Origin of the sequence: uncultured Albimonas sp. (assembly GCF_963977235.1) — a bacterium.
GTDB lineage: Bacteria > Pseudomonadota > Alphaproteobacteria > Rhodobacterales > Rhodobacteraceae > Albimonas.
In genome coordinates, this window is sequence record NZ_CAXBOD010000026.1 from 37,384 (window position 1) to 58,935 (window position 21,552).

The 21,552-nt window shown below is 73.0% G+C and carries 16 protein-coding genes and 1 pseudogene; 4 read left to right on the top strand and 13 right to left on the bottom strand.

The genetic code is table 11. The features are described from left to right. Positions 1-34 precede the first annotated feature (34 nt). The 3 genes from choX (at position 35) to choV (ending at position 3,198) form a co-directional block, all read left to right on the top strand. Entirely contained in the window at positions 35-973 is a 939-nt protein-coding gene (choX, locus tag AAC134_RS13350; protein WP_339949592.1) for a choline ABC transporter substrate-binding protein, read from the top strand. 339 nt (positions 974-1,312) lie between these two features. Further along, the gene (choW, locus tag AAC134_RS13355; protein WP_339949593.1) at positions 1,313-2,149 is read left to right on the top strand and encodes a choline ABC transporter permease subunit; all 837 of its coding nucleotides are present in this window, start codon (positions 1,313-1,315) and stop codon (positions 2,147-2,149) included. A gap of 11 nt (positions 2,150-2,160) precedes the next feature. Beyond that, a complete protein-coding gene (gene choV / locus AAC134_RS13360) occupies positions 2,161-3,198 on the top strand; it encodes a choline ABC transporter ATP-binding protein (RefSeq protein ID WP_339949594.1) in 1,038 nt (345 codons plus the stop codon). A gap of 76 nt (positions 3,199-3,274) precedes the next feature. Here choV and denD read toward each other — a convergent pair whose 3' ends face one another. The 13 genes and pseudogenes from denD to AAC134_RS13425 all read right to left on the bottom strand — a co-directional run bounded on the left by denD (position 3,275) and on the right by AAC134_RS13425 (position 19,460). Then, positions 3,275-4,249, bottom strand: coding sequence for a D-erythronate dehydrogenase (denD, locus tag AAC134_RS13365; protein ID WP_339949595.1), 975 nt, complete (start codon positions 4,247-4,249; stop codon positions 3,275-3,277). 141 nt (positions 4,250-4,390) lie between these two features. Next, the gene (locus AAC134_RS13370; RefSeq protein WP_339949596.1) at positions 4,391-6,850 is read right to left on the bottom strand and encodes a VWA domain-containing protein; all 2,460 of its coding nucleotides are present in this window, start codon (positions 6,848-6,850) and stop codon (positions 4,391-4,393) included. A gap of 60 nt (positions 6,851-6,910) precedes the next feature. Beyond that, a complete protein-coding gene (locus AAC134_RS13375) occupies positions 6,911-7,744 on the bottom strand; it encodes a hypothetical protein (protein ID WP_339949597.1) in 834 nt (277 codons plus the stop codon). A gap of 64 nt (positions 7,745-7,808) precedes the next feature. After that, a pseudogene (locus AAC134_RS13380) lies at positions 7,809-9,869 on the bottom strand (DEAD/DEAH box helicase). A 405-nt stretch (positions 9,870-10,274) separates the two neighbouring features. Next, positions 10,275-11,408 carry an MFS transporter gene (locus AAC134_RS13385; protein ID WP_339949598.1) on the bottom strand — a complete coding sequence of 378 codons (1,134 nt, stop codon included), beginning with the start codon at positions 11,406-11,408 and terminating at the stop codon, positions 10,275-10,277. Further along, the gene (locus AAC134_RS13390) at positions 11,405-11,929 is read right to left on the bottom strand and encodes a helix-turn-helix domain-containing protein (RefSeq protein ID WP_339949599.1); all 525 of its coding nucleotides are present in this window, start codon (positions 11,927-11,929) and stop codon (positions 11,405-11,407) included. Before AAC134_RS13390 ends, AAC134_RS13385 begins: the two co-directional genes overlap by 4 nt. A gap of 455 nt (positions 11,930-12,384) precedes the next feature. Beyond that, positions 12,385-15,579: a S41 family peptidase gene (locus tag AAC134_RS13395; RefSeq protein ID WP_339949600.1), complete on the bottom strand. Its 3,195-nt coding sequence runs from the start codon at positions 15,577-15,579 to the stop codon at positions 12,385-12,387. Positions 15,580-15,637: 58 nt separating this feature from the next. Next, positions 15,638-16,369, bottom strand: coding sequence for a hypothetical protein (locus AAC134_RS13400; RefSeq protein ID WP_339949601.1), 732 nt, complete (start codon positions 16,367-16,369; stop codon positions 15,638-15,640). Further along, positions 16,366-16,890: a hypothetical protein gene (locus AAC134_RS13405; RefSeq protein ID WP_339949602.1), complete on the bottom strand. Its 525-nt coding sequence runs from the start codon at positions 16,888-16,890 to the stop codon at positions 16,366-16,368. The genes AAC134_RS13400 and AAC134_RS13405 overlap by 4 nt, the downstream gene beginning before the upstream one ends. Continuing rightward, on the bottom strand, positions 16,887-17,417 hold the full coding sequence (locus AAC134_RS13410) for a hypothetical protein (RefSeq protein ID WP_339949603.1): 531 nt from the start codon (positions 17,415-17,417) through the stop codon (positions 16,887-16,889). Before AAC134_RS13410 ends, AAC134_RS13405 begins: the two co-directional genes overlap by 4 nt. A gap of 39 nt (positions 17,418-17,456) precedes the next feature. After that, the gene (locus AAC134_RS13415; protein WP_339949604.1) at positions 17,457-17,822 is read right to left on the bottom strand and encodes a hypothetical protein; all 366 of its coding nucleotides are present in this window, start codon (positions 17,820-17,822) and stop codon (positions 17,457-17,459) included. A 130-nt stretch (positions 17,823-17,952) separates the two neighbouring features. Beyond that, positions 17,953-18,390 carry a hypothetical protein gene (locus AAC134_RS13420; protein WP_339949605.1) on the bottom strand — a complete coding sequence of 146 codons (438 nt, stop codon included), beginning with the start codon at positions 18,388-18,390 and terminating at the stop codon, positions 17,953-17,955. A gap of 149 nt (positions 18,391-18,539) precedes the next feature. Next, the gene (locus AAC134_RS13425) at positions 18,540-19,460 is read right to left on the bottom strand and encodes a helix-turn-helix domain-containing protein (RefSeq protein ID WP_339949606.1); all 921 of its coding nucleotides are present in this window, start codon (positions 19,458-19,460) and stop codon (positions 18,540-18,542) included. A 681-nt stretch (positions 19,461-20,141) separates the two neighbouring features. Here AAC134_RS13425 and AAC134_RS13430 point away from each other — a divergent pair. Beyond that, positions 20,142-20,915 carry a CPBP family intramembrane glutamic endopeptidase gene (locus AAC134_RS13430; RefSeq protein ID WP_339949607.1) on the top strand — a complete coding sequence of 258 codons (774 nt, stop codon included), beginning with the start codon at positions 20,142-20,144 and terminating at the stop codon, positions 20,913-20,915. Positions 20,916-21,552 lie beyond the last annotated feature (637 nt).

Sequence of the window (21,552 nt, forward strand, 5' to 3'; positions counted from 1 at the left end):
CGCGGTCGGGATCCGACCCGACAGGAGATGCCGAATGAAGACCTCTTCCTTCCTGACCCGTGCGTGCGCCGTGGCGGCGCTGGCCGCGGTCGCCGGCGCGCCGCTGGCCGCCCGGGCCGACTGCGACGAGGTGACCTTCTCGGACGTCGGCTGGACCGACATCACCACCACCACCTCGATCGCCAAGCAGGTCCTGACGGCCCTGGGCTATGACGTCGACGTGAAGGTGCTCTCGGTCCCGGTGACCTTCGCCAGCCTCGAGAGCGACGACGTCGACGTGTTCCTGGGCAACTGGATCCCGGCGCAGAACGGCGCGATCAAGCCCTATCTCGACTCGGGCGAGATCGAGCAGGTGGCGGTGAACCTCGAGGGCACCAAGTACACGCTCGCGGTTCCGACCTACCTCTACGAGGCCGGTCTTCAGTCCTACGCCGACATCCACAAGTTCGCCGACGGCCTCGACGACAAGATCTACGGGATCGAGCCGGGCAACGAGGGCAACGCCTATCTCGTCGGCCTGACCGAGAAGAACACCTTCGATCTGGGCGAGTTCGAGGTGGTCGAAAGCTCTGAGCAGGGCATGCTGGCCATGGTCGCGCGCGCCTACAAGAAGGAGGAGCCGGTGGTGTTCCTCGGCTGGGAGCCGCACCCGATGAACGCCAACTTCTCGCTGAAGTACCTGCCGGGCGGCGAGGACTTCTTCGGCGGCGAGGGCGTGGTCTACACCACCACCCGCAAGGGCTATGTCGAGGAATGCCCCAACGTCGGCAAGCTGCTTCAGCAGATGAAGTTCTCGCTGCCGATGGAGAACGAGATCATGGGCAAGATCCTCGACGACGGCGAGGACGCCGACGAGGCCTCCGCCGCCTGGCTGAAGGCCAACCCCACGGTGATCGAGCCCTGGCTGGAGGGCGTCACCACGCTCGACGGCGAGCCGGGCCTGCCGGCGGTGAAGGCCGAGCTGGGCCTCTGATCGGCCCCGTCCGCCACGGGGCGCGTCCGGGTCGAGGGGCCCGAGACGCGCGCCGGGGCGGGCAGGTCGCGGCTGCGACGGGGACCCCAAACGCCCCCGCCTGACCGCGTGCGGATCGCGGGGCGGCGCGCCCGGGACATCCCCGGCCGCGCCGCCCGCCCGCCTCCCCCCGGGCCCGTCCGGGGCGCGAGGCCCCGGCCCCCCGGCGACGCGCTCCGGGGCGGCTGGAGAAAGGCCGGCGCGTGCGGCCGCCCGTCTGCCAACTTCCCCCGCCAGGGGATATGCTGGGCGAAAGGGCCGGCCCGCGCCGGTGTTTTTTCGAGGGAAGAGGGGACCGGCTTGGACTGGTTGAGCGACTACAAGATTCCCGTGGGCAAGTGGGCCGGCGGCTTCTTCGACTGGCTGCAGACGCATGGCAGCTGGTTCTTCGACGGCCTGGCCGACGTGATGTCCGCCATGATCGACGCGCTGCTGTGGATCATGCAGGAGCCGCCGGCGATTCTGGTGGTGGCCTTCTTCGTGGGCGTCACCTGGTTGATCCAGCGCTCGTGGAAGGTCTGCCTGGGGGTGTTCCTGGGCTTCCTCTTCATCCTCAACCAGGACTACTGGGAGGAGATGACCGAGACGCTGTCGCTGGTCGTCTCGTCCTGCGTCGTGTGCATGGCCATCGGCGTGCCGGTCGGCATCGCGGTGGCGCATCGGCCGAGGCTTTACGCCTGGATGCAGCCGGTGCTGGACCTGATGCAGACGCTGCCGACCTTCGTCTACCTGATCCCGGCCATCGTGTTCTTCGGCATCGGCATGGTGCCGGGCCTGATCGCCACGGTGATCTTCGTGGTCCCCGCGCCGATCCGGCTGACCTATCTGGGCGTGTCCTCGACCCCCACGCCGCTGCTCGAGGCGGCCGAGGCCTTCGGCGCCACCGGATCCCAGAAACTGTGGAAGGTCGAGCTGCCCTACGCGCTGCCCCAGATCATGGCGGGGCTGAACCAGACCATCATGCTGTCGCTGTCGATGGTCGTCGTGGCGGCGTTGGTCGGGGCCGACGGGCTGGGCGTGCCGGTCGTGCGCGCGCTCAACCAGGTCAACACCGCGCTCGGGTTCGAGAGCGGCTTCATCATCGTCGTCGTGGCCATCATGCTCGACCGCATGCTGCGCCTCGGGCATCGCAAGTGAGGGGGGCGAGCATGGCCACGCAGAACACCACCCGCCCCGCCGCGGTGACCTTCGAGGCGGTGAACATCGTCTTTGGCGGCGACCCCCAGACCGCCCTGCCGCTGATGGACCGGGGCCAGTCCCGCGCCGAGATCCAGGAGGAGACCGGCCAGGTCCTGGGCGTGCACGACTGCAGCCTCGAGGTCGGCGAGGGCGAGATCCTGGTGCTGATGGGCCTCTCGGGCTCGGGCAAGTCGACGCTATTGCGCGCGGTCAACGGGCTGAACCCCGTGTGCCGCGGCCGGGTGCTGGTCAACGACGGCGAGGGGATGACCGACGTCTCCAACTGCGACGCCAAGACCCTGCGCCGGATGCGGCTGAGCCGGGTCGCGATGGTCTTCCAGCAGTTCGGCCTGCTGCCTTGGCGCAACGTGCTCGACAACGTGGGGCTGGGCCTCGAACTCGCCGGCATGCCCGACAAGGAGCGCGAGGAGAAGGCCCGTGCGCAGCTCGACCTCGTGGGCCTGACCGACTGGGCGGACCGCAAGGTGGGCGAGCTTTCGGGCGGCATGCAGCAGCGGGTGGGTCTCGCGCGCGCGTTTGCCACCGAGGCGCCGATCCTGCTGATGGACGAGCCGTTCTCGGCGCTCGACCCGCTGATCCGCACCCGCCTGCAGGACGAGCTGCTGGAGCTTCAGCGCAACCTCAAACGCACGATCATCTTCGTCAGCCACGACCTCGACGAGGCGTTCAAGATCGGCGACCGGATCGCGATCATGGAGGGCGGGCGCATCGTGCAGTGCGGCACCCCCCAGCAGATCATCCGCGAGCCGGCCGACGCGTATGTCGAGGATTTCGTCGCCCACATGAACCCGCTGGGCGTGCTGCGCGCCTCGGACGTGGCCCAGCCCGGCTGGGCGCCCGAGGGCTGCGGGGTGGTCGAGGCCGACATGCCGGTGCGCGAGGTGCTCGATCTGCTGGCCGGCTCGCCCACGCTGTGGGTGCGCGGGCCCAATGGCGAGGACCTGGGCATCATCCGCGCCGAGGAGGTGGTCCGGGCGCTGTCCTGAGCCGCTAGTTTCGCGCTTCGCAAACAGGCCCCGGGTCCGCGCCCGGGGCCTTTGTCGTTGCCCTCCCCGCGGCCGCTCAGGTCCAGGCGGTCAGGCCCATGGCGCGCTGGTGGGCGGCCACGAGGGCGGCGACGTCGGGATCGCCGCGCAGTCCCAGGGCCTCGGCCCGCGCGGTGTCGAAACGGCTCGGCCAGCTCGCCACGATCGCCTCGATGGCGGGGTCGGGGCGGTGGGCGACGAGGGAAGCGGCGTCCGGCCCGCAGGCCTGCGTCAGGGCGGCGAGCATCGCCCGCGGCGTGGTCTCGATGCCCGGCAGGTTGACCTCGATCCGCTCGCCGAAGCGCGCGCGCTCCAGGCAGGCCAGCGCCACGATGTTGCGCAGCGTCGCCTCGGGCGAGCCGATCCACAGCGGCAGGTCGAGGTCGACGGGACAGACCGCGGGCTCGCCCGCCATCGGCTCGCGCAGGATCGAGCTTGCAAAGGACGAGGCGGCCGCGTTCGGCCGCCCCGGGCGCACCACCACGGTGGGCAGGCGGCCCACGATCCCCTCGACAAAGCCGCGGCGGGAGGCGTCGGCGACCAGCATCTCGCCCATCGCCTTCTGGGTCCCGTAGCTCGAGCGCGGGCGCAGCACCTGGTCGTCGGGGACGACCGCGGGACAGTCGGCGCCGAACACGGCGAGCGAACTTGCAAAGAAGAACAGCGGCCGATCGGCCCGCAGCCGGCAGGCGTCGAGCAGGCGGCGCGTCCCGTCGAGGTTCACCCGCATGCCCGTCTCGAACTCCGCCTCGGCCTGGCCGCTGACCACGGCCGCGAGGTGGAAGACCGCGCGCGTCTGCGGGCCGACGGCGCCGGCCAGCGCCTCGGCCTCCTCGACCCCGCCGAGGCGCGAGGTCACCCGCGGGTCGGGAACCGGGCAGGGGGCGAGGTCGAGCGAGACGATCCGCTCGAACGCTGGCAGGCCGGGCGCGCCGGCGTCCTGCGCGGCCAGCAGCGCGGCGATCAGGCGCGCGCCGAGGAAGCCCGCGCCTCCGGTCACCAGGATCTCCATGGCGCTCTCCCTCCCCCTTGTCGGTCGCTGGACCGCATCATAGCCGTCTCGCGCCACGGCGCCACAATTGCGGCGCGGGAGCGGAGGCTGTCGGGAGGGGGGACCGGCGGCGGGCAGGGCGCGCCGCCGGTCGGAGCCGTGTCAGGCGAAGACGAAGTCGCCCGGATCGAGGGCCTCGAAGTCGCCCCGCACCACGGCCAGGAGGTCGTCGCCCAGGAACACGCGGGTCCGCTCGTCGCGGATGTCGAAGACCAGGTCATCGAGCCCGGCCCCCCCGGCGCCCTCGACGAGGAAGCTGTCGAGCCCGTCCTGGAAGTCCTTCACCCGGTCGTAGGCGGGCACGCCGGCCTGCAGCACGAAGACGTCCGCGCCCGCGCCCCCGACCAGCAGGTCGATGCCCCGGCCGCCGTCGATCAGGTCGTCGCCGCGCTGGCCGCGCACCACGTCGTGGCCGAAGCCGCCGTGGACCTCGTCGTCGCCCTGCTTGCCGTCGACCCTGTCCGCGCCCTTGTTGCCGCGCACCACGTCCATGCCGCGCCCGGCATAGACCTCGTCGCGGCCGAGCCCGCCCGCGAGCACGTCGGCCCCCTTGAAGCCGCGGATCAGGTCGTCGCCGCCGCGCCCCTCGATCCGGTCGTCGAGCAGCGTGCCCAGCAGATCCTCGCCCTCGCCCGTGCCCTCGAGCAGGGTGTCGTCGTTGAGGATCGTGAAGCCGGCCTCGCCGATGCCCACGGTGGCGGTCTCGTCGATCGACTCGATGGTCAGGCCGAAGCGCTCGTCGAGCTCGTTGACCGTGTCGCCCTGCACCCGGACGTTGAAGCTGGCCGAGGTCTCGCCCGCCGCCAGCATCACCGTCTCGTTGATGTTGGTCACGTCGCCGGGGCCGGCGTCGCCAGTCGTGCCCAGCGTCACCACGGCGTCGTTCTCGGCGCGGTCGCGGGTGATGGTGAAGGTCACGCGGGTGAAGCCCGCGTCGCCTTCCTCGAGCGAGGAGACTTCGGCCGCGATGGCGTAGTTGGGGGTGTTGATCAGGTTCAGAAGCTGCTCGACCACGGCGTCGGGGTCGGCCGCGTCCACCACCGCGCCGCCGGTCTGCTCGGTGGCGTCGACCAGGTCGGGATCGGTGTCGGTGCCCGCGATCTGGATCGTGGTGATCTGCACCGAGGCCGTCCCCGAGAGCGGCGACACCGGGTCGTCGCTGGGCACGAAGTCGGGCAGATCGTCCCCCTCGGAGCCCGGATCGCGGCCCGCGAGCCCGTCGCCGAAGCTGAACTTGAACGTGTCGACGGTCATCCCCGCGCCCAGCGACTCGGTGGTCCGCGAGGAGATCACCGCCCCGATGTTGAGCGCAAAGCTCAGCACCGTGGGCAGCAGGTGGGCGTCGTTGGCCGGCGCGTCGGTGAACAGGGCGATGCGCTTGGTGCCCGCCCCCTCCCGCCAGTCGCCCATCGAGCCGTCGAGCGCCTTGAGCAGTCCGTCGAAGGCGGACTCGGGCGTGTCGCCGCCGCCGGAGGCCGAAAGCGAGTTGATCGCCGCCTGCGCCGCGGCCTTGCGGTCGGCGAAATCGTCCTGGTCGGTGAACGACAGCAGCACCTGCGTCGGCTCGCCGTTGGCGTTGTCCTTGTAGGAGACGACGCCCACGCGCGCATCGATCGCGTCGTTGTTGAACAGCGCGTCGATCACGCCCGTGGCCGAGGCCTGCACCGCGCCGATGTCGTCCCACATCGATCCGGTGGTGTCGACGACGAAGGCGAAGTCGGTCTGGTAGGTCAGGCCCCCTTTCGAGAGGCTGAAGGTCTCGTCGTCGGCGAAGCGCACCTTCTCGATGTTGGAGAAGGTGTCGGTCCCCTCGTCCGCGTCGCCGCGCACGTGGCGCGAGGTCCAGGTGCCGTCGGCGTTGACGCGGATGTCGTAGTCGGTGGGCTTGCCGCTGAGCAGGGTGACGTCGTCGCCGTCCCCGCCGTTGAGCTGGTCGTCGCCGCCCGCGCCGAACAGCACGTCCGCGCCCCGGCCCGACTGCAGGTTGTTGCCCGAGGCGCCGCCGATCAGCAGGTCCTTGGACACGCCCGCCGCCGAGGAGTTCCAGTCCCGGTCGCCGGCCTGGGACCGGTCGATGGACGCGCCCGCCGTATACTCGCGGTCGCGGGTCAGGATGTCGCCCGAGCTGTCGTAGGCGACATAGGAGTTCTGCTCGGCCAGGCTGAGCTCCTTGTAGATCTTGTTCGACATATTGACGGTGTCGCCGCGGTAGTCGGTGACATAGTCGCCGTTGTCCCGCTTGCCGGTCAGGGCGTGCACGAACTCGTGCAGGATCGCGGTGACGGGCGTGTCCTCGACCGCCTGGCCGGTGTTGTCGATGTAGCTGGCGTCGTCGAGATAGCTCAGGTCGATCTCGATCTTGCCGGCGTTGGTGCGGGCCTGGAAGGCGCCGGCGACGAAGTCGACCTCGATGTCCTTGCCCGCGGCGATCCAGTCGTCGAACATCTTCTTGGCGACCGCCGAGCCGTTGTAGCCGGTCTTCATCGCATCAAGGATCGTGGCCTCGTCGTCGGCGCTGAATCCGGTGAAGGTCGTGTTATTCTTTACAGATGCAAATGCCATCGTCTTTCTCCCCAGCTGGCCCGGCGTCACGGGCTCTTGGATGTGCATGGGGCGGCGGCCTCACTCCGGGGGCGCCGTCCCAAAATCCGGACCGGCGAGGGTCCGAATGTCGTGCGGTCCGCCAAAGCGGCCGCCTGTCTCGCCTGGCGTCAGGCAGCGGGCGACCAGCGCGGCGGCGAGGTCGGCGTAGGCCTCGCTCATCCGCGCCGCGATCGCGCGCAGGGTCGCCTCGGCGCCCAGGTCGAAGGGACCGCGGGTCGCCTGGGGCGCCTCCGCGAACAGCCGGGCCGCGTCGGGGGGCAGGCGCTCGGCCAGCGGCGGCTCGCCCGCGGCGGGCGCCTCGCCTCCCATCGACTCGCGCGTCCAGGCCTGCGCCATGGCCGAGAATTCGCTGCGGGTCAGCGGCGTCTGCGGGGCGGTCTCGGGCAGGGGCGCGTCGGACTCCAGCGCGGCGAGGTCGAGCAGGACCTGCCGCTCGTTCCACAGGGCCAAGAGCTCGACCTTCATGCCCGCGCCGTCCCGCCGCACCGTCAGCGCGATCCACGGCGAGGCGACGGCGCAGGCCGCGCCCTCGGTCGCGGGGGGCGGGGGGGGCGCGGGATAGGGCGCGTCGCCCGAGGCGACCAGCGGGATGCGGAACAGGGTTGCCGATGCCTGCGCAGGGCGCGCGCCGCTCGCCCCGAGCTGACGCTCGAGATCGGCCAGCAACCGCGTGGCGAAGGCCCGCAGCGCCGGGTCGGACGCGTCCTGCGGCGCGGCGACCGTCCGGGTCGTCGCGGCGGGATCGATGATCGACAGACGAACCCCAACCCCGTCGAGCGCATGCGCGGACGACGGGATGGCGGCAGGCGCCCACACTGCGCCCGCGGCCAGCAGACATGCTGCGCGTTTCATGAACGCGACTCCTCGTTTCCCCGAAGGCATATTCGAGCGAGTTTTGGTCAAATACAAGAAAATTTCATACATGAACTTGGATGAACGGCGCAGCGCCTTGCGGTTGCTTGCGCGGTTCGGCCCGGGGCGGGCGAACGCGCCCATCCGGCCCGCCAGACTCCCGCCGCCGCCCCCCCTTCGGACGCACGTTCAATCGCCCCCGGCGCCACGCGGGCCGGCCGAGCGGAGTGCGAGCGTGGGAAGGGGGCTGCACAGAATTTCGACCGGCGCCGGCGCGTCGCCGATCCGGCGCGCCCGCCGTCTCAGCGGCTCCCGGCAGGGTCCGTGCGGTGTGGGGAGGGGCAGGGCGTCCCCGTGCGATCTATCGCGAGGGGCAGGGTCTCGCGGCCGGAGCCCGCCCCGGCAGGCCGCGCCGGGGCGCGGCGCCGGGCGGGCGACCTCAGCGGTCCTGACCCTCCGGACGTCCCCTGCGGTGAGGCCGCGGGGCCGGGCGGCGCGGCCTGCCGCCGGGGCCGCCGGGACCGGAGGCGCCGGGGGGCGGTCCGTCGGAGGGGGCCACGCGCACCCCCTTCTCCAGCGTGCGGCCGGGCGAGATCGCCTCGAGGAAGGCGTCGGCGCGCTCGGCGGCGATCTGGACGTGGGTCGAGTTCTCGCCGATGCGGATCGCGCCGACGTCGCGCCGCTCTAGCCCGCCGCCCGTCAGGACCATCGGCAGCAGCCAGCGCGGCTCGGCCCGCTGCTTGCGCCCGACCGACAGCTCGAACCAGACGCTGGCGCCGAAGGCCTCGCGCGGGGGGCGGCGGGTCTCCTCGCCGGGGTCGGTCAGCTCCTCGGGCGCGGCCATGCCCGATCGCAGGCGGCGCAGGAAGGCCGCCGCGACCCGCTCGGGGCCATGACGCTCGAGCAGGGAGGCGACCATCGCCTGCTCGTCCTCGGCCACCGCCTCGGCCAGGCTCGGATCCTCGAGGATCGCCACGTCGTCGCGCGCCTGGATCTCTGCGGGGCCCGGGGGCGCCTCCCAGGTGGTGGAGACGCCGGCGCCGGCCAGCAGCCGCTCGGCCTTGCGGCGGGAGCGCTGGGGCACGATCAGCGCGCACAGCCCCTTGCGCCCGGCCCGCCCGGTGCGGCCGGAGCGGTGGACCAGCGTCTCGGAGTTGGTGGGCAGATCGGCGTGGATCACCAGATCCAGCCCCGGCAGGTCGATGCCGCGGGCGGCCACGTCGGTCGCCACGCAGATCCGCGCCCGCCCGTCGCGCATCGCCTGCAGGGCGTGGCTGCGCTCGGACTGGCTCAGCTCCCCCGACAGCGCCACCACCGGCAGGCCCCGGTTCGAGAACCGCGCGGCGAGATGCGCGGCCGAGGCGCGGGTGGTGCAGAACACCAGCGCCCGCTCGGCGTCGTGGAAGCGCAGCAGGTTGTAGACCGCGTTCTCCCGGTCCGCGGGCAGCACCGCATAGGCGCGGTAATCGATATCGGAATGGGCGCGCCGCTCCTCGGCCGTCGAGATGCGGGCGGCGTTGCGCTGGAAGCGCTCGGCCAGCGCGGCGATGCCGCGGGGCACGGTGGCCGAGAACAGCAGCGTGCGGCGGCCCTCGGGCGCGGCCGAGAGGATGAACTCCAGGTCCTCGCGGAAGCCGAGGTCGAGCATCTCGTCGGCCTCGTCGAGCACGGCCGTGCGCAGCTCGGCGAGATCGAGGGCGCGCCGCTCGATATGGTCGCGCAGGCGGCCGGGCGTGCCGACCACGATATGGGCCCCGCGCTCGAGCGTGCGACGCTCGGCCCGCGGGTCCATGCCCCCGATGCACGAGGCGAAGACGGCGCCGGCGGGGGCGTAGAGCCACTCCAGCTCGCGGCGCACCTGCATGGCGAGCTCGCGGGTGGGGGCGATCACCAGGGCCAGCGGCGCCTGCGGCGGGGCGAGGCGGTCGGCGCCGGCCAGCAGCTCCTCGGCCATGGCGAGCCCGAAGGCGATGGTCTTGCCCGAGCCGGTGCGCGCCGAGACCAGCGCGTCGCGCCCCGCGACGTCGGGGGCCAGCACGGCCTGCTGGACGGGGGTGAGATCCTCGTAGCCGCGCTCACGCAGCGCGGAGGCGAGCGGAGGCGGAACGCGCTGCGCGTCGGGCATGGGGACGACCTTTCGGGGGTTGCGGGCGAGTTCAGCCTCTGCGGGGGGAAATGACGTGTTGCGCGCCTTTCCGCAAGGCGTTTGGCCGAGATCGTCGCGGGCAATCGGCCGATGATCGCGGAATTCGCGCCTCCGGGCGATCCGCGCGGGGCCGAGGGCGGTCGCCGGGCGCGGTCCCGGCCGCCGCGCCGCGCCCTCCGCGCGCTCCGCGCCCTCCGCGCCCCGGGGCCGCGCGAGCCCGAACAGGCGTCCGTCCGAGGATCGCGCGCGGCCGCCGCCCGCGGCATCGTCCGCCAGACGGCCACGATCGGTCCCCGCCCGGGACCGACAGCCGGCGGCTCGGTCCGGCGCGCCGGCTCTCCGGGGATCGAGGCCGGCTCGCCCCGCCGCGCTTTGGCAGGGCGTCTAGGCGATCGCGACGTGGCTCGCGCGCCTTGCCCGGAAGCCCCCGGCGAGGAGCGCGACGCCGGCAAAGCAGGTCACGGCGGGACCGGCGCCAAAGCCCTCCATCAGCAGCCCGAATGCCGGCGCGCCCGCAGTCTGACCCACCGCGACGGTCAGGAACCCGACCATCAGCCCGGTCGCCGGGCGGTCGGGCAGGGCGCGGATGCCCCAGATCAGATAGATCCCGGTCAGCATCACGTAGGACGCGCCGAAGGCGGCGCCCCCCGCCAGAGAGAGGGCCGGTCCATCGCCGAGGCCGACCGCGAGGATGCACGCCGCCATCAGCGCGAGGAAGGCCCGGTGGACGCGGTCGAGACCGAAGCGACCGACAAGCGTTCCGGCCAAGGCCCCGGCGAGCCCGCCGGCGCCGATGCACGTCCACAGCAGGCCGGTTCCGCTCGCGCCCCAGTCGGGCTGCCGCGCCGCGAGCTGGCCGCCGAAGGACCACACGGCGGTGCTCGCCGCTCCCATCAGAAACGACGCGGACACGAGGCGCACGACCGGCCCGGACAGCGGAGGACGGCTGCCTCCGCGACCGCCGCTCCGGGAATCGGGGATCGAGGCCGCCGCCGCGAGGGCGAGCGCCAGCGCCACGGCGCCGAAAGCGCCGAAGGCCAGTCGCCATTGCCCGGCGATGGCCAGCGCGATCGGTCCCGACAGCGCCACGCCCGCGCTGGTCCCGGCATTGATCACCGTGTTCGTCAGGTCCTGCCGGTCCCGGCGCACCGCAGCCGCCACGGCCGCGGCCATGGGCGGGGAGGCGAGGCCCGCGCTCGACCCCGCGACCACCACGGCAACGGCCAGGATCAGCGGCGAGGGCGCGAGCGCAATGCCCGCCATGCCAAGCGCCGCGACCAGGGCGGCCCCGGCGGCGACTGCTCGCGGGCCGATCCGTTCGGTCAGGACCGCCGAGGCGACGATGGCGATGCAGTAACCCGCAAAGGAGCCTCCGGAGATCAGGCCGCTGAGGGAGGGGCCGAGGCTCAGTTCGCCGTCGATCTGCGGCAGGAACAGCCCGAAGGCAAAGCGGGCGAAGCCGTAGCATACCGCGATCAGGCCGAAGCCGACGGCGCCGATGCGCAGGGCCGGGGTCATGATCTCGCGCTCTCGACCAGCACGGAGGCCGCGGCGCGGGCCGCGGTCACGGCCCCTGCGCCCCGGTAGACGGCCGCGTGAGTCGCGCCCTCGAACAGAACCAGGATCTGCTCGGCGAGCGCGGGGTCCGCCTGTCCCAGATCCGCCGCGACGATCTCGGCGACGCGCTGCCCGAAGCCCGCCTTGTGGGCTGCAACGGCCTGCGCGATCTCCGGCGTGTCGCCCCCGGTCTCGGCTTGCGTGCGCAGGAACAGGCAGCCCCTCGCGCCTTCGACGCGGACCCAGTCCTCAAGGGCCGCGAACAGCGCGTCGACGGTCCGGACCTCGAGCCGCGCCATCAGGCGTCGGTCCCTCCGGGAGAGGACATGCGCCATCAGGCGCGCCTTGCTGCCGGCGTGCTTGTAGAGGGTGCGGCTCGACATTCCCGCCGCTTCGGTAAGTCGGTCCATGCCGGTGGCCATGTAGCCGTGTCGATCAAAGAGCCGCTCCGCGGCGGCGGCAAGCTTCGGGGACATGTCCATGGCGAGCCTCCTTCTGCAGACGTGGGGCCTATGTAAAACGAACGGTTTACATTGCAAGCGGTCCACGACGCGGGGGCCCTGGTCCGGGGTGCGTCCCTCCAGCCTGTGAAGGCGCGGCGCCTCGCAGCGGCCGACCGGCGCCGCGCGGCGCAGCGACGACGCGAAGGATGGGCGAGAGCATGGGACCTCCCTCCCAGCGTTCCGGCCGCCTCGATGGCGAGGGGACGATGACCGAGCTGGTGCGCCGATCGCTCGATGAGGGCTCCTGCGCCTATGATGATCGCGGCGAGGAGGATCGAAAGCGACGCCGAGAGGAGGAAGACCGCTCGGGTTTCCGGATCAGGCGCGGCCGTCTCGCAGCCGGAGCGAGCCGGTTCGGTTCCCCGACCGCCCCGGCGTCGCTCCGACCGAGGCCATTCCGGGCGCGTCGGGATCGGAGCGCGCCGGCGGCCGGGCTATGGGTCGAGCTGCTGCAGGAGGGTCTCGACGGCGGCCTGAAGCTGGCGGTCCTCGCCGGCGGCGAGGCTTTCGGGGTCGTTGAGCACGAGGACGTCGGGCTGCACCTCGAGGTTCTCGAAGAAGCGGCCGTCGGAGAGGCGGAAGCCGAGCTCGGGGATGCCGTAGACCAGACGCGGGTCGATCATCGGTTGACGGACCACCGCCGTGCCGGTGCCGGGGACCGGTTGGCCGACGACGGGGCCGATGCCCTTGGCCTGGTAGAGCGTGGGGAACACGCTGCCGTCGGAATAGCTGTCGGCGTCGACCAGCAGGGCGCTCGGGCGGGTCCAGCGGCCGACCGGGTTGCGGGTGATCACGTCGCCCGCTCGGCTGACCAGGGCGCTGTCGGAGGTCCCGGTCAGCATCGTGACCAGCTGGTCGTGCAGATTGCCGCCGCCGTTGGCGCGGACGTCGACGATCAGGCCCTCGGCCTGCGCGTAGCGGCCGAAGGCCTCGCCATAGGCGGCCTGGTAGCCCTCGAGGTTCATCGCGCGCAGGTGGACGTAGCCGAGCCGGCCGGCGGAGAGACGCTCGACCATCGCCCGGCGTTGGGCGACCCAGGCGCGGTAGGCGTATTCGTTCTCGTGGGCCTGGGGGACGGGCGTGAGGGTCTCGGCAACCGGGGGGCCGCCGTCGGCGGGGGCTATCTCCAGCCTCACCTCGCGGCCGGCGGCGCGGTTCAGCAGGCGATGGATGTCGATCTCCGGCCCGATCGGGCGGCCGTCGACCGAGAGGATCACGGCCCCCGGCCTCAGCGCCGAGCCGGCGCGGTCGGCCGGGCCGCCGGGGATCGCCTCGGCCACCTTCATGCCGGGCCCGCGATGGGCGTCGTCGTAATATAGCCCCAGCGAGCCGGTCTCGTCCGCCGTCTCGGGCTGGTATCGGAAGTGGATGGCCTGGTGGGAGGCGTCGAGCTCGCCCACCGCCTCGGCCAGCAGCTGCACCAGGTCCTCCCACCAGATGATCTGGGGCAGGAAGCGGCGGTAGTGGTCGCCGATCGCCTCCCAGTCGCGGCCGTGCATGTCGGCCTGGTAGAAGGTGCGGGCGGTGAAGCGATGGGTATGCTCGTAGATCGCGGCGATCTCCGCGCGCGGGTCGCGGTCGATCTCGGCCGAGAAGGGCACGGGCGCGGGGGCGCCGGAGGCCGCGTCGTAGCGGGTGATCGCGCCGCCCGCATAGGCGAAGAGCGTCGTGCCCGCGGCGTCCATCTCGTAGATCGCGTCGGGCGCGGCGGGGCGGGTGAAGAGCGTGCGCAGCCCCCCGCCGCCCACGCCCAGCGCGTAGCCCACCGCCGTCCCGTCCGGCTGGTTCGCCACCACGTAGAGCGTGCGCCCGTCGGGCGAGAGGCGCGAGAACACCGCCTGCATCGAGAACGGCGTCAGCCGCAGGCCCCGATGCTCGAGACCCGAGAGGTCGGGGAAGGGCCCCCCGGTCTCCGCGGTCTCCGGCTCCGCAGTCTCCGGCGTCTCGCGGCCCTGGAAGGCGGCCAGCGCCCGGGCGGTGAGGAACACGGCCTGGATGTCGGCGGTGGCGGCCTCGCCCTGGGCGGCGCGCAGGCCGTAGCGGTCGGTGGTCCAGGCCACCATGCCGCCGTCGGCGCCGACCTGCGGGTCCCCGTCGGAAAAGCCGTTGAGGCTGAGGTTGACCGGCGCGGCCTCGCCCGCGGCGTCGGCCAGCGTGATCTCGGCGGTGGGGCCGAAGCCGGTCCCGACCGCCAGCCAGGCGCCGTCCGGACCCCAGGCGAAGCTGCGGTCGCCGTCGTAGTAGGAATAGGTCGCGTCGGCGGGCAGGACCTCGACGCTCTCGCCATCGGAGATGTCCAGCGCCCGCAGCTCGGTCCGCTCGTGCAGGTAAGCGATCCGACCGCCGTCGGGGGCGTAGAGGGGCTGGTATTCGTCGTCGGGCGTGGCCAGCAGCGTCCGCTCGGCGAAGGGGGCGGCGCCGGAGAACGACGCGTCTTCGTCCCGCGTCAGCCGGGCCTCGACGATGTCCCAGGTCCCGTCCCGCTCGGAGGCGTAGGCCAGCGCCCGACCGTCCGGGGCCCAGGTCACGAAGCGCTCCAGCTGAGGCGTGTCGGTCAGGCGGCGGGTGGCGCCGGAGGCCGCGTCGACCACGAAGACCTCGCCATGCGCGACCAGCGCCAGCGAGGCGCCGTCGGGGGAGACGGCCAGCTCGCTGACCTGATCGTTCACCGCCTGCACTTGCCGGCCGCCGACGAGGCTGCTGCGGCGGATCGTGATGGCGATGTGCTCGGCCTCGCCGCCCGGCGGCAGGCGCCACAGGCCGCCGTCCCAGGCATAGGCCAGCGTGCCGTCGTCGGCGGCGCTGAGGAAGCGCACCGGCCAGGTCTCGTGGTGGGTGATCTGTTCCGGCTCCCCGCCCTCGATCCCGCGCCGCCAGACGTTGAAGGCGCCGCCGCGCTCGGACAGCCAGACCATGCTCCCGTCAGGCATCCAGGCGGGGTCGCGGTCCTCGCCCCGCCATTCGGTCAGGCGGGTGTGGCGGCCGGTGTCGCGGTCGACCAGCCACACGTCTTGCGCCGCGGCCGAGACCTGATGCTTGCGCCATTGGTCCTCCAGCGGGCCGGCGTCGTCGGCGTAAAGGATGCGCCGCCCCTCGGCGTCGGGCGCGATTTCGAGCGCCGCGGTGGACCACAGGCGGCGGACGCGGCCGCCCTCGACCGGGACCGCGTGGGGGGCCGCGATCAGCGGGCCGATGCCGTGCACCGCGTCGTCGCCAGAGGCGACCGGGTCGCCGAGGCGGTTGGAGGCGAACCAGACCTCGGACCCGTCGGGCGAGAAGGCCATCGGCAGGTCCGAGGCCGAGTGGAAGGTCAGCCGCCGCGCCTCGCCCCCCGCCACCTCCATCACGAAGACGTCGGAATTGCCATGCGGGCTGGAGGCGAAGGCGATGCGCGTTCCGTCCGGCGACCAGACCGGGGCCTTGGAATAGGCGGTGGCGGAGGTCAGGGGCGTCGCCTCGCCCCCCTCCGCCGGGACGACCCAGATCTGGCCCTGCCAGGCGAAAGCCACCTGCGTGCCATCGGGCGAGATCGCCGGATAGCGCAGCCATTCCGGCGTCTCCGCCGCCGCGGGTGCGGCGCAGAGCATGAGCGCGCAGAGCGCGGCCGGAAGCGTCGGTCGGATCGGCATCTGGGCTCTCTCCTCGCATCAGGCCGCCCGCCCCGGGGGGCGGGCGGCGCAGGGCGCGTCAGTTGGCGAACTCGCTGAACACGGCGACGCGGCCGCCCGGTTCCTGACGGCAGCTCAGCGCGGTCTCGCCGGCCAGCAGGGTCAGCAGCGGGCCGCCGCCGGTGCGGATCCGGTTGCTGACCTCGACCGCGCTCGGCGGCAGGCCGGTCATGCGAGCGGCCTGGTCGCGGCAGGGTCCGGCCATCGCGTCGAACTCCGCCGCGGCGCCGCTCAGGTGGTCGTCGGCCGGTTCCGCCTCGATCCCCGCGGTGGAGCCGTCGCGATAGGCGATGCAGCGCCACGGCGCGGGGGGATCGCCCACGGCCACGCGCACCAGCGTCCCGGCCTCGGAGAACTCCGAGGAAAGCGTCGTCGCACGCGCCTCCCCCGACACGTCCGCGACCGCCTCCAGGCAGGCCGCCTCCGGCGTCGCCGCGCCGGTCGAGGGGCGGCTTCCGGGGAGGATCGCGGCGAAGTCCTCGACCTCGCCCGCGCTCGAGGCGAGGCAGCGGAAGCCCTGGCCCTCGGCATCGCGCAGGACCACCTCGCGGGACCCGCCCGCGGGCGCGACGCCCTCGACCGTCACCGCGGCCCCGCCGGGGCCGCCGAGGGCGACCCGATGGGCGAGGCAGGCCTCCTCGGCCGGCCCGGCCGGGGCGGACGCCGAGGCCGCCGGCGGCGTCGGGGCCGGCTCGGCGCAGGCCCCGAGCAGGGCCAGGCCGAGCAGCGCCGAGAGCGTCCTGCGGCTCACTTCAGCTTCTCGAAGTAGGTGACCTTGGCTTTCTCATCGACGTTGCAGACGTAGGCGCCGTCGTCGTAGTCGAGGATGATCTCCCAGGATCCGGGCTTCAGGGCGTTGCTTTCGACCACCTTGCCATAGCGGTCGTCGACCGCGTTGCAGGCCTGCACCTGGCGCGGCTCGGGCCCGCCAAAGGCTTCGGCGGCGTCGTCGCGGTCGTCCTTGATGGTCTCCATCTCGTCCTTCGTGCGCACCCAGAAGAACTCGCCGGTGGGACGAAAGCGGCAGGCGAAGGCGACGTGGCCGTCGCCGTCCTCGTAGCGGCCGTGGGCGAGCTTCGCGCCGTTCTGCCGATCCTCGAGCTCGCCCATCTTGAAGGCCTGAGGGCTGACCCCGAAGCGGGCCGAAGCCTCGCCCTGGCAGTAGCGGAGCATGTCCCGCTCGGCCACCGGCTCGGCGGACAGCGGCAGGGCCGCGCCGAGCGCCAGCGCGGCGGCCGGGGCAAGGGCGGAGAGGCGGATCGCAAGGCTCATGTCAGGTCTCCTGCACAGGACGGATGGGATCGAGAATTCTGGCGGGCCGCGCAGGCGCCAGCCCGCGACGCCCTCGCCAGGTTCACCGAGGCGCGCCGGCTGGCCCCCTCCGGCGCCGGGCGAGAGGCGTCGAGCGTCTCGGCGAGGATCAGGTTCGCCCGCGTCGCGCCCTTCCAAGAGATCTCGGACGAGGGTCGCCCCTGGCAGACGGTTCCGCGGAAGACGGTCCCGCAGTCCTGCGTGGCGGTTACCCGGCCGAGCGCAGGCTCAGTGCGCAGGGCGGCCCCGAGAATGCGGCCCGTCTCCCGGTCGCTGGACGGCGGCGGCGCGAGGCGCGAGACCCCGGTGTCCGGCAGGGCGCCGTTGTCGAGCCGGGACTCGGCGGCGATGCCGGGCGCCGGCGTGCCGAAGGCCCCGTCCTGGGCGGGGCGGGCGATCTCCCGGCGCGCATCCTGCACGCCCTGCGCCTCCGCCGGCGCGGCGATAAGGACGAGGCCGGCGGCCAGGATGCGGGGCGAGAGAGGCATGGCGGGGTCGGTCCTAGGGAAGCGGGAGGCGGGGCCGCGTCAGACGTCGAGCGTGTCGGACCCTGCCGCGCCGCGGAAACAGGCCAGCGCCCACGGCTTGCCGTGGTCGGTCAGGCGCTGTGCCGCGGCGCCGTTGGGCCGCTCGGAGCACGCGAGACGGGTCGGCCCGCGGTCCTCGAGATCCTCGAACACCGCGGGGCAGGCGGCGTCGGGGTCGGTGACGCCGGCCAGCCAGCAATCCCCGTCGCGTGGGGTGATCAGGCCGGTGACCCGCACACTCCCGCTGGCGCGGCCGTATCGGTTGAGGACCTCGCCCCCGCGGCAGCCGCCGGGCCGCTCGGCGGCGAAAGGCGCCAGCGCGACGGCCGGGGCCAGGATGCCGATCGGTTGGGGTTTCCTGCTCATCTCAGGTCTCACGGGGGCGAAGACGACGACGGGGGCGAAGGGTCTGCGGACCGCCGCGGCGCCTGCGAGGGCGCGGCCGCGACGGTCCCCGGCCGAGGCGGCCGGCTGAGGAGACGCCGGGGGTCGACGCTCACCAGTTGGTCTGGGCGGCGCGGTCCGCGCGCTCGACCTGGCGGGGGTGGCACCCCTGCGAGCCGGTGCGGTCGCCCTTGCGGTTGTAGGTCACCACGCAGCCGTCGTCGAAGCGCACCCGCGCGGTTCCGTCGTTGCGCTTGTGAAACGTCAGCCCGCCGCCGCCCCGCGCCTGGGCGTCGTCCTGCACCGCCGTGTCGGCGCGCTCCACCTGGCCCGGGCGACAGCCGTTCGAGCCGCTGCGCCGCCCGTCGGCGTTGTAGGTGACCACGCAGCCATTGTCGTAGCGCACGGTGATCGCGCCGTTGTCATGGCGATGCAGGTTCGGCTCGCCGCCTCCCGGCGCGGGCGCAGTGTGTCGCCGCCCGTCGTCGGCGCAGGCGGCGAGGGCCATGGCGCTGGCGAGACAGAGGCAGGCGACAAGACGGCTGGACAAGGGCGCTCTCCCGGATTGGCCGGCGCGGACATGGGTCCGAGGCCGGATCGGGGGCACTGTCGCGCCCGGCGACCGATACGGGCAATGCGCGAGCCGCAGCGTCGCTATGCAGAATGCGAATCGCGCGCCGATTTCCGGCCGCGGCCGGATCAGCCGCCGGCGCGGCGCAGGGTGTCGGAGGGGCGCTCGCCGAAGGTCTCGCGATAGACGACCGAGAAGCGGCCGAACTGGGTGAAGCCGCAGGCGAGCGCGATGTCGGTCACCCGCTCGGCAGGTCCTGCCGTCAGCAGGCGCAACCGGGCGGCCTCGAGGCGCACCCGGTTGAGATGGGCGCGCGGGCTGATCCCGCGCCGATCCTGGAAGGCGAGCTGCAGCGCCCGGCTCGAGACCCCGATCGACCGGGCCACCCCGGCGATGGAGAGCGGCTCGTCATGCCGGGCGAGGATGATCTCCTCGGCCTCGCGCACGCGCCGCTCGGACAGCGGGAGAGGGGCGCGGTCCGGGTCCGCCCCAGCCGCCATATCGGCAAAGAAGTCCAGCAGCAGCGCCCGGGTGGCGCGCAGGGCAGGGGGGCGGCGCAGGGGGCTGCCCGCGGGCGCATAGGCCTCGGCGAAATAGCGCAGGTAGCCCGCCATCGCGTCGGCGGCCGCATGCGCGCCGCGGGCGAAAAGCTGCGCGGTGGGCAAGGCCGCGCCCCCGCCCCCGGCCGGCGTGATCACCGCGATGGCCGCGAAGCCGCCGGCCTCTGGCGGCCGAACCCGCGTGCGACGGTAGCCGGGCTGCAGCAGCATCGATTCGCACGGCGTCCCCCGCGCGCGGGAGCGTTCGCCCTCGACCTCGATCACCCCGTCGAGCGGCGCGATGAAGGTGGTCCGCTCCGGCTCGGACAGGGCGATGTCGTGGCCGGTGCTGCGCACCAGGAACACGCCGAGATCCTCGAGCGGCAGCAGGCTGGTCACCAGCCGTCCCGCCTCGGGATCGGTCAGCGCGAAATGCTCGACATGGTCGAAGACGACGTCGCGGCCGTCCCGTCCGGGGCCCGTCCGCGTGTCGTCGACAACTGGAAACATCGCCCCCTCCCGCCGCGTCGCGGCTCTCCCTTGGGGAGAGTGATACCGCACAGGCATGCCCCGCGCCAGAATGATGCCGGCGCGGGGCGGCGCCTCGGTCCGCCGCCCCCGGCTCCGGGCGGATGTCGCGGTTGGGGTCCGGCAGCCCGGCCTGCAGGGGATCCCGGGCGGGCCAGCGTCTCGGCGACGGCGTCGGAGGCCGGCGGGAACCGCGGGCCGGCGCCGCGCAGGACGCAGCGCCCGGTCACCGCCAGCCAGTCCGCCGCGCAGCGGCTGGCGAGCTGGCCCGCGATGAGGGTCACGCGGTCTTCGGAGCAGCGGGCGGGAGCGAGTGAGGGCGAGGGTCTCTTCCGTCGCCTCAGCGATTTCGACGCTTGCGCGGACCGGCTGCCGTGACCCCATGGGCCCGGTCGCGAGGATCCCCCTGCGCCGGAGCGCGACGCGTTCCGTCCCTCTGGCCTCCGCCGCCGGTCTCGGCCATGGCGGCCGAGCATCTCGCGCCGCCGCGCCTTCGACAAGGCGCCCCGCCGCCGTGCCGCGCCCGGATCGGCGGATCCTCGCCGCGCTCGCGATCCGGCTCGCGGGCCGCGCGGAACCATGTAGTCTGCGTCGCGGGGCGCCGCCGCCCCCCGGCCGGTCGAGTCGCCTGCGAGACCGCCCCGCGCACGAAAGGATGCACCGATGCCCTCTCGCCCCGCCGTGGTCCCCGGCGACCGGATCCGCTGGCTGGAGCGGTCGGACGACGATTTCCCGTTCTATCGCGGCGCGCCCGTCGCGATCCGCCCGGTCGGCTGGCTGGTCGTGCTGGCCGCCGTCGCGCTCGCCTTCGCGGCCTTGCAGCCGCTGCAAAGCGCCTTTCCCACGGGCCTTGGCGGCTTCCTGCCCGCGATCGTGTTCGCCGGCCTGCCGCTGGCGGCGCTGGCCTGGGCGGCGGGGCCGGGCTGGACGGCGATCTTCCGCCGGCCCCGAGCCCGCGACCTGCTGTTGATCCTCGCCACCTTCCTGCTGACCTACGCGGTCACGATCGCCGTCGGCCTGGTCGCGCTGAGCCTGTTTGACGCCCAGCCCAACCCGGCCGCAGAGCTCGTCTCCGGCTTCGACGCGACGCAGCGCACGTTGTTCTTCCTGCGCTCGGCCCTGCAGCTGTTCGGCGAGGAGCTGTTCACGATCCTGCCCTTCCTCGCGCTCTTGTGGGGGCTGACGCGCGCGGGCCTCTCCCGCCCGCTCGCGATCTGGCTCGCCGCGCTCGCGGTGTCGGTGATGTTCGCGCTGGCGCACCTGCCGACCTACCAGTGGAACTACGGCCAGGCGCTGGTCGGCCTCGTCCCGATCCGCCTGGTGCTGCTGGCGCCGTATCTCATGACGAAGAACATCCTCGTCTCCACCGGCGCCCACATCCTCACCGACTTCACAACCTTCACGCTGCCGCTGCTGGCAGGAGAACCGCCGGCCTGAGCGCCGAGCCTCGCTCGGTTGCGCCGTCCTCCGGGCTGGCCGGCCGCCCTCTGTGCGCCGACCATAACGACCTGCGGGCGCCACCTTGCCGGAGAAATGCCGAGACGCATTGCAACCGAAGGGCGCGCTTCGAGGCGACGCTCGAGACGCCGGCCCGTTCAGCGGACTTCGACCGGCGCGACGCTCTGCACTCCGCTTCGGACGCCGCGTTCCACGTCGGGAGTTCGGTCATCGCGGCGGGCCGAAACGGTCCAGCACCAAGCCTGCTCCGCGGCGCCTGCCAGTGACTGCCTTGGGCCTGTTGCACCATGCAGGTTTGGCATCGCCCGGCCCTATGTCACGTTTGCCTCCTGCGCTACCCGGACGTCCAAAGGAAGCGTTGATCCGCCAAGTCGCACTAAGCCGGACGCTGAATCTCAGAAGCGTCTGGTGAACGCCCCTGACATCGAAGTGCATAGTGGCCGCGCTCTATTGGTTGTTTCGCTCACTATGTTGAACAAAGCTCGCCAAGACGCAGCAGTCATTATGTCTGGAGAACATCGGCCCGAAGAGACCATTTCCGACCCTCCTGGCGGCAGGTGCGGTGCTCAGCCTCTGCCCCACAACCCTCGAAGCGAAAGCAGAATCCGGTCGCGAC

What these genes read in the sequence shown, in the direction of transcription:
- choX (WP_339949592.1), top strand. Translation starts at nt 35, where the DNA reads ATGAAGACCTCTTCCTTCCTGACCCGTGCGTGCGCCGTGGCGGCGCTG.
- choV (WP_339949594.1), top strand. Translation starts at nt 2,161, where the DNA reads ATGGCCACGCAGAACACCACCCGCCCCGCCGCGGTGACCTTCGAGGCG.
- denD (WP_339949595.1), bottom strand. Translation starts at nt 4,249, where the DNA reads ATGGAGATCCTGGTGACCGGAGGCGCGGGCTTCCTCGGCGCGCGCCTG.
- AAC134_RS13370 (WP_339949596.1), bottom strand. Translation starts at nt 6,850, where the DNA reads ATGGCATTTGCATCTGTAAAGAATAACACGACCTTCACCGGATTCAGC.
- AAC134_RS13375 (WP_339949597.1), bottom strand. Translation starts at nt 7,744, where the DNA reads ATGAAACGCGCAGCATGTCTGCTGGCCGCGGGCGCAGTGTGGGCGCCT.
- AAC134_RS13385 (WP_339949598.1), bottom strand. Translation starts at nt 11,408, where the DNA reads ATGACCCCGGCCCTGCGCATCGGCGCCGTCGGCTTCGGCCTGATCGCG.
- AAC134_RS13390 (WP_339949599.1), bottom strand. Translation starts at nt 11,929, where the DNA reads ATGGACATGTCCCCGAAGCTTGCCGCCGCCGCGGAGCGGCTCTTTGAT.
- AAC134_RS13395 (WP_339949600.1), bottom strand. Translation starts at nt 15,579, where the DNA reads ATGCCGATCCGACCGACGCTTCCGGCCGCGCTCTGCGCGCTCATGCTC.
- AAC134_RS13405 (WP_339949602.1), bottom strand. Translation starts at nt 16,890, where the DNA reads ATGAGCCTTGCGATCCGCCTCTCCGCCCTTGCCCCGGCCGCCGCGCTG.
- AAC134_RS13410 (WP_339949603.1), bottom strand. Translation starts at nt 17,417, where the DNA reads ATGCCTCTCTCGCCCCGCATCCTGGCCGCCGGCCTCGTCCTTATCGCC.
- AAC134_RS13415 (WP_339949604.1), bottom strand. Translation starts at nt 17,822, where the DNA reads ATGAGCAGGAAACCCCAACCGATCGGCATCCTGGCCCCGGCCGTCGCG.
- AAC134_RS13425 (WP_339949606.1), bottom strand. Translation starts at nt 19,460, where the DNA reads ATGTTTCCAGTTGTCGACGACACGCGGACGGGCCCCGGACGGGACGGC.
- AAC134_RS13430 (WP_339949607.1), top strand. Translation starts at nt 20,142, where the DNA reads ATGCCCTCTCGCCCCGCCGTGGTCCCCGGCGACCGGATCCGCTGGCTG.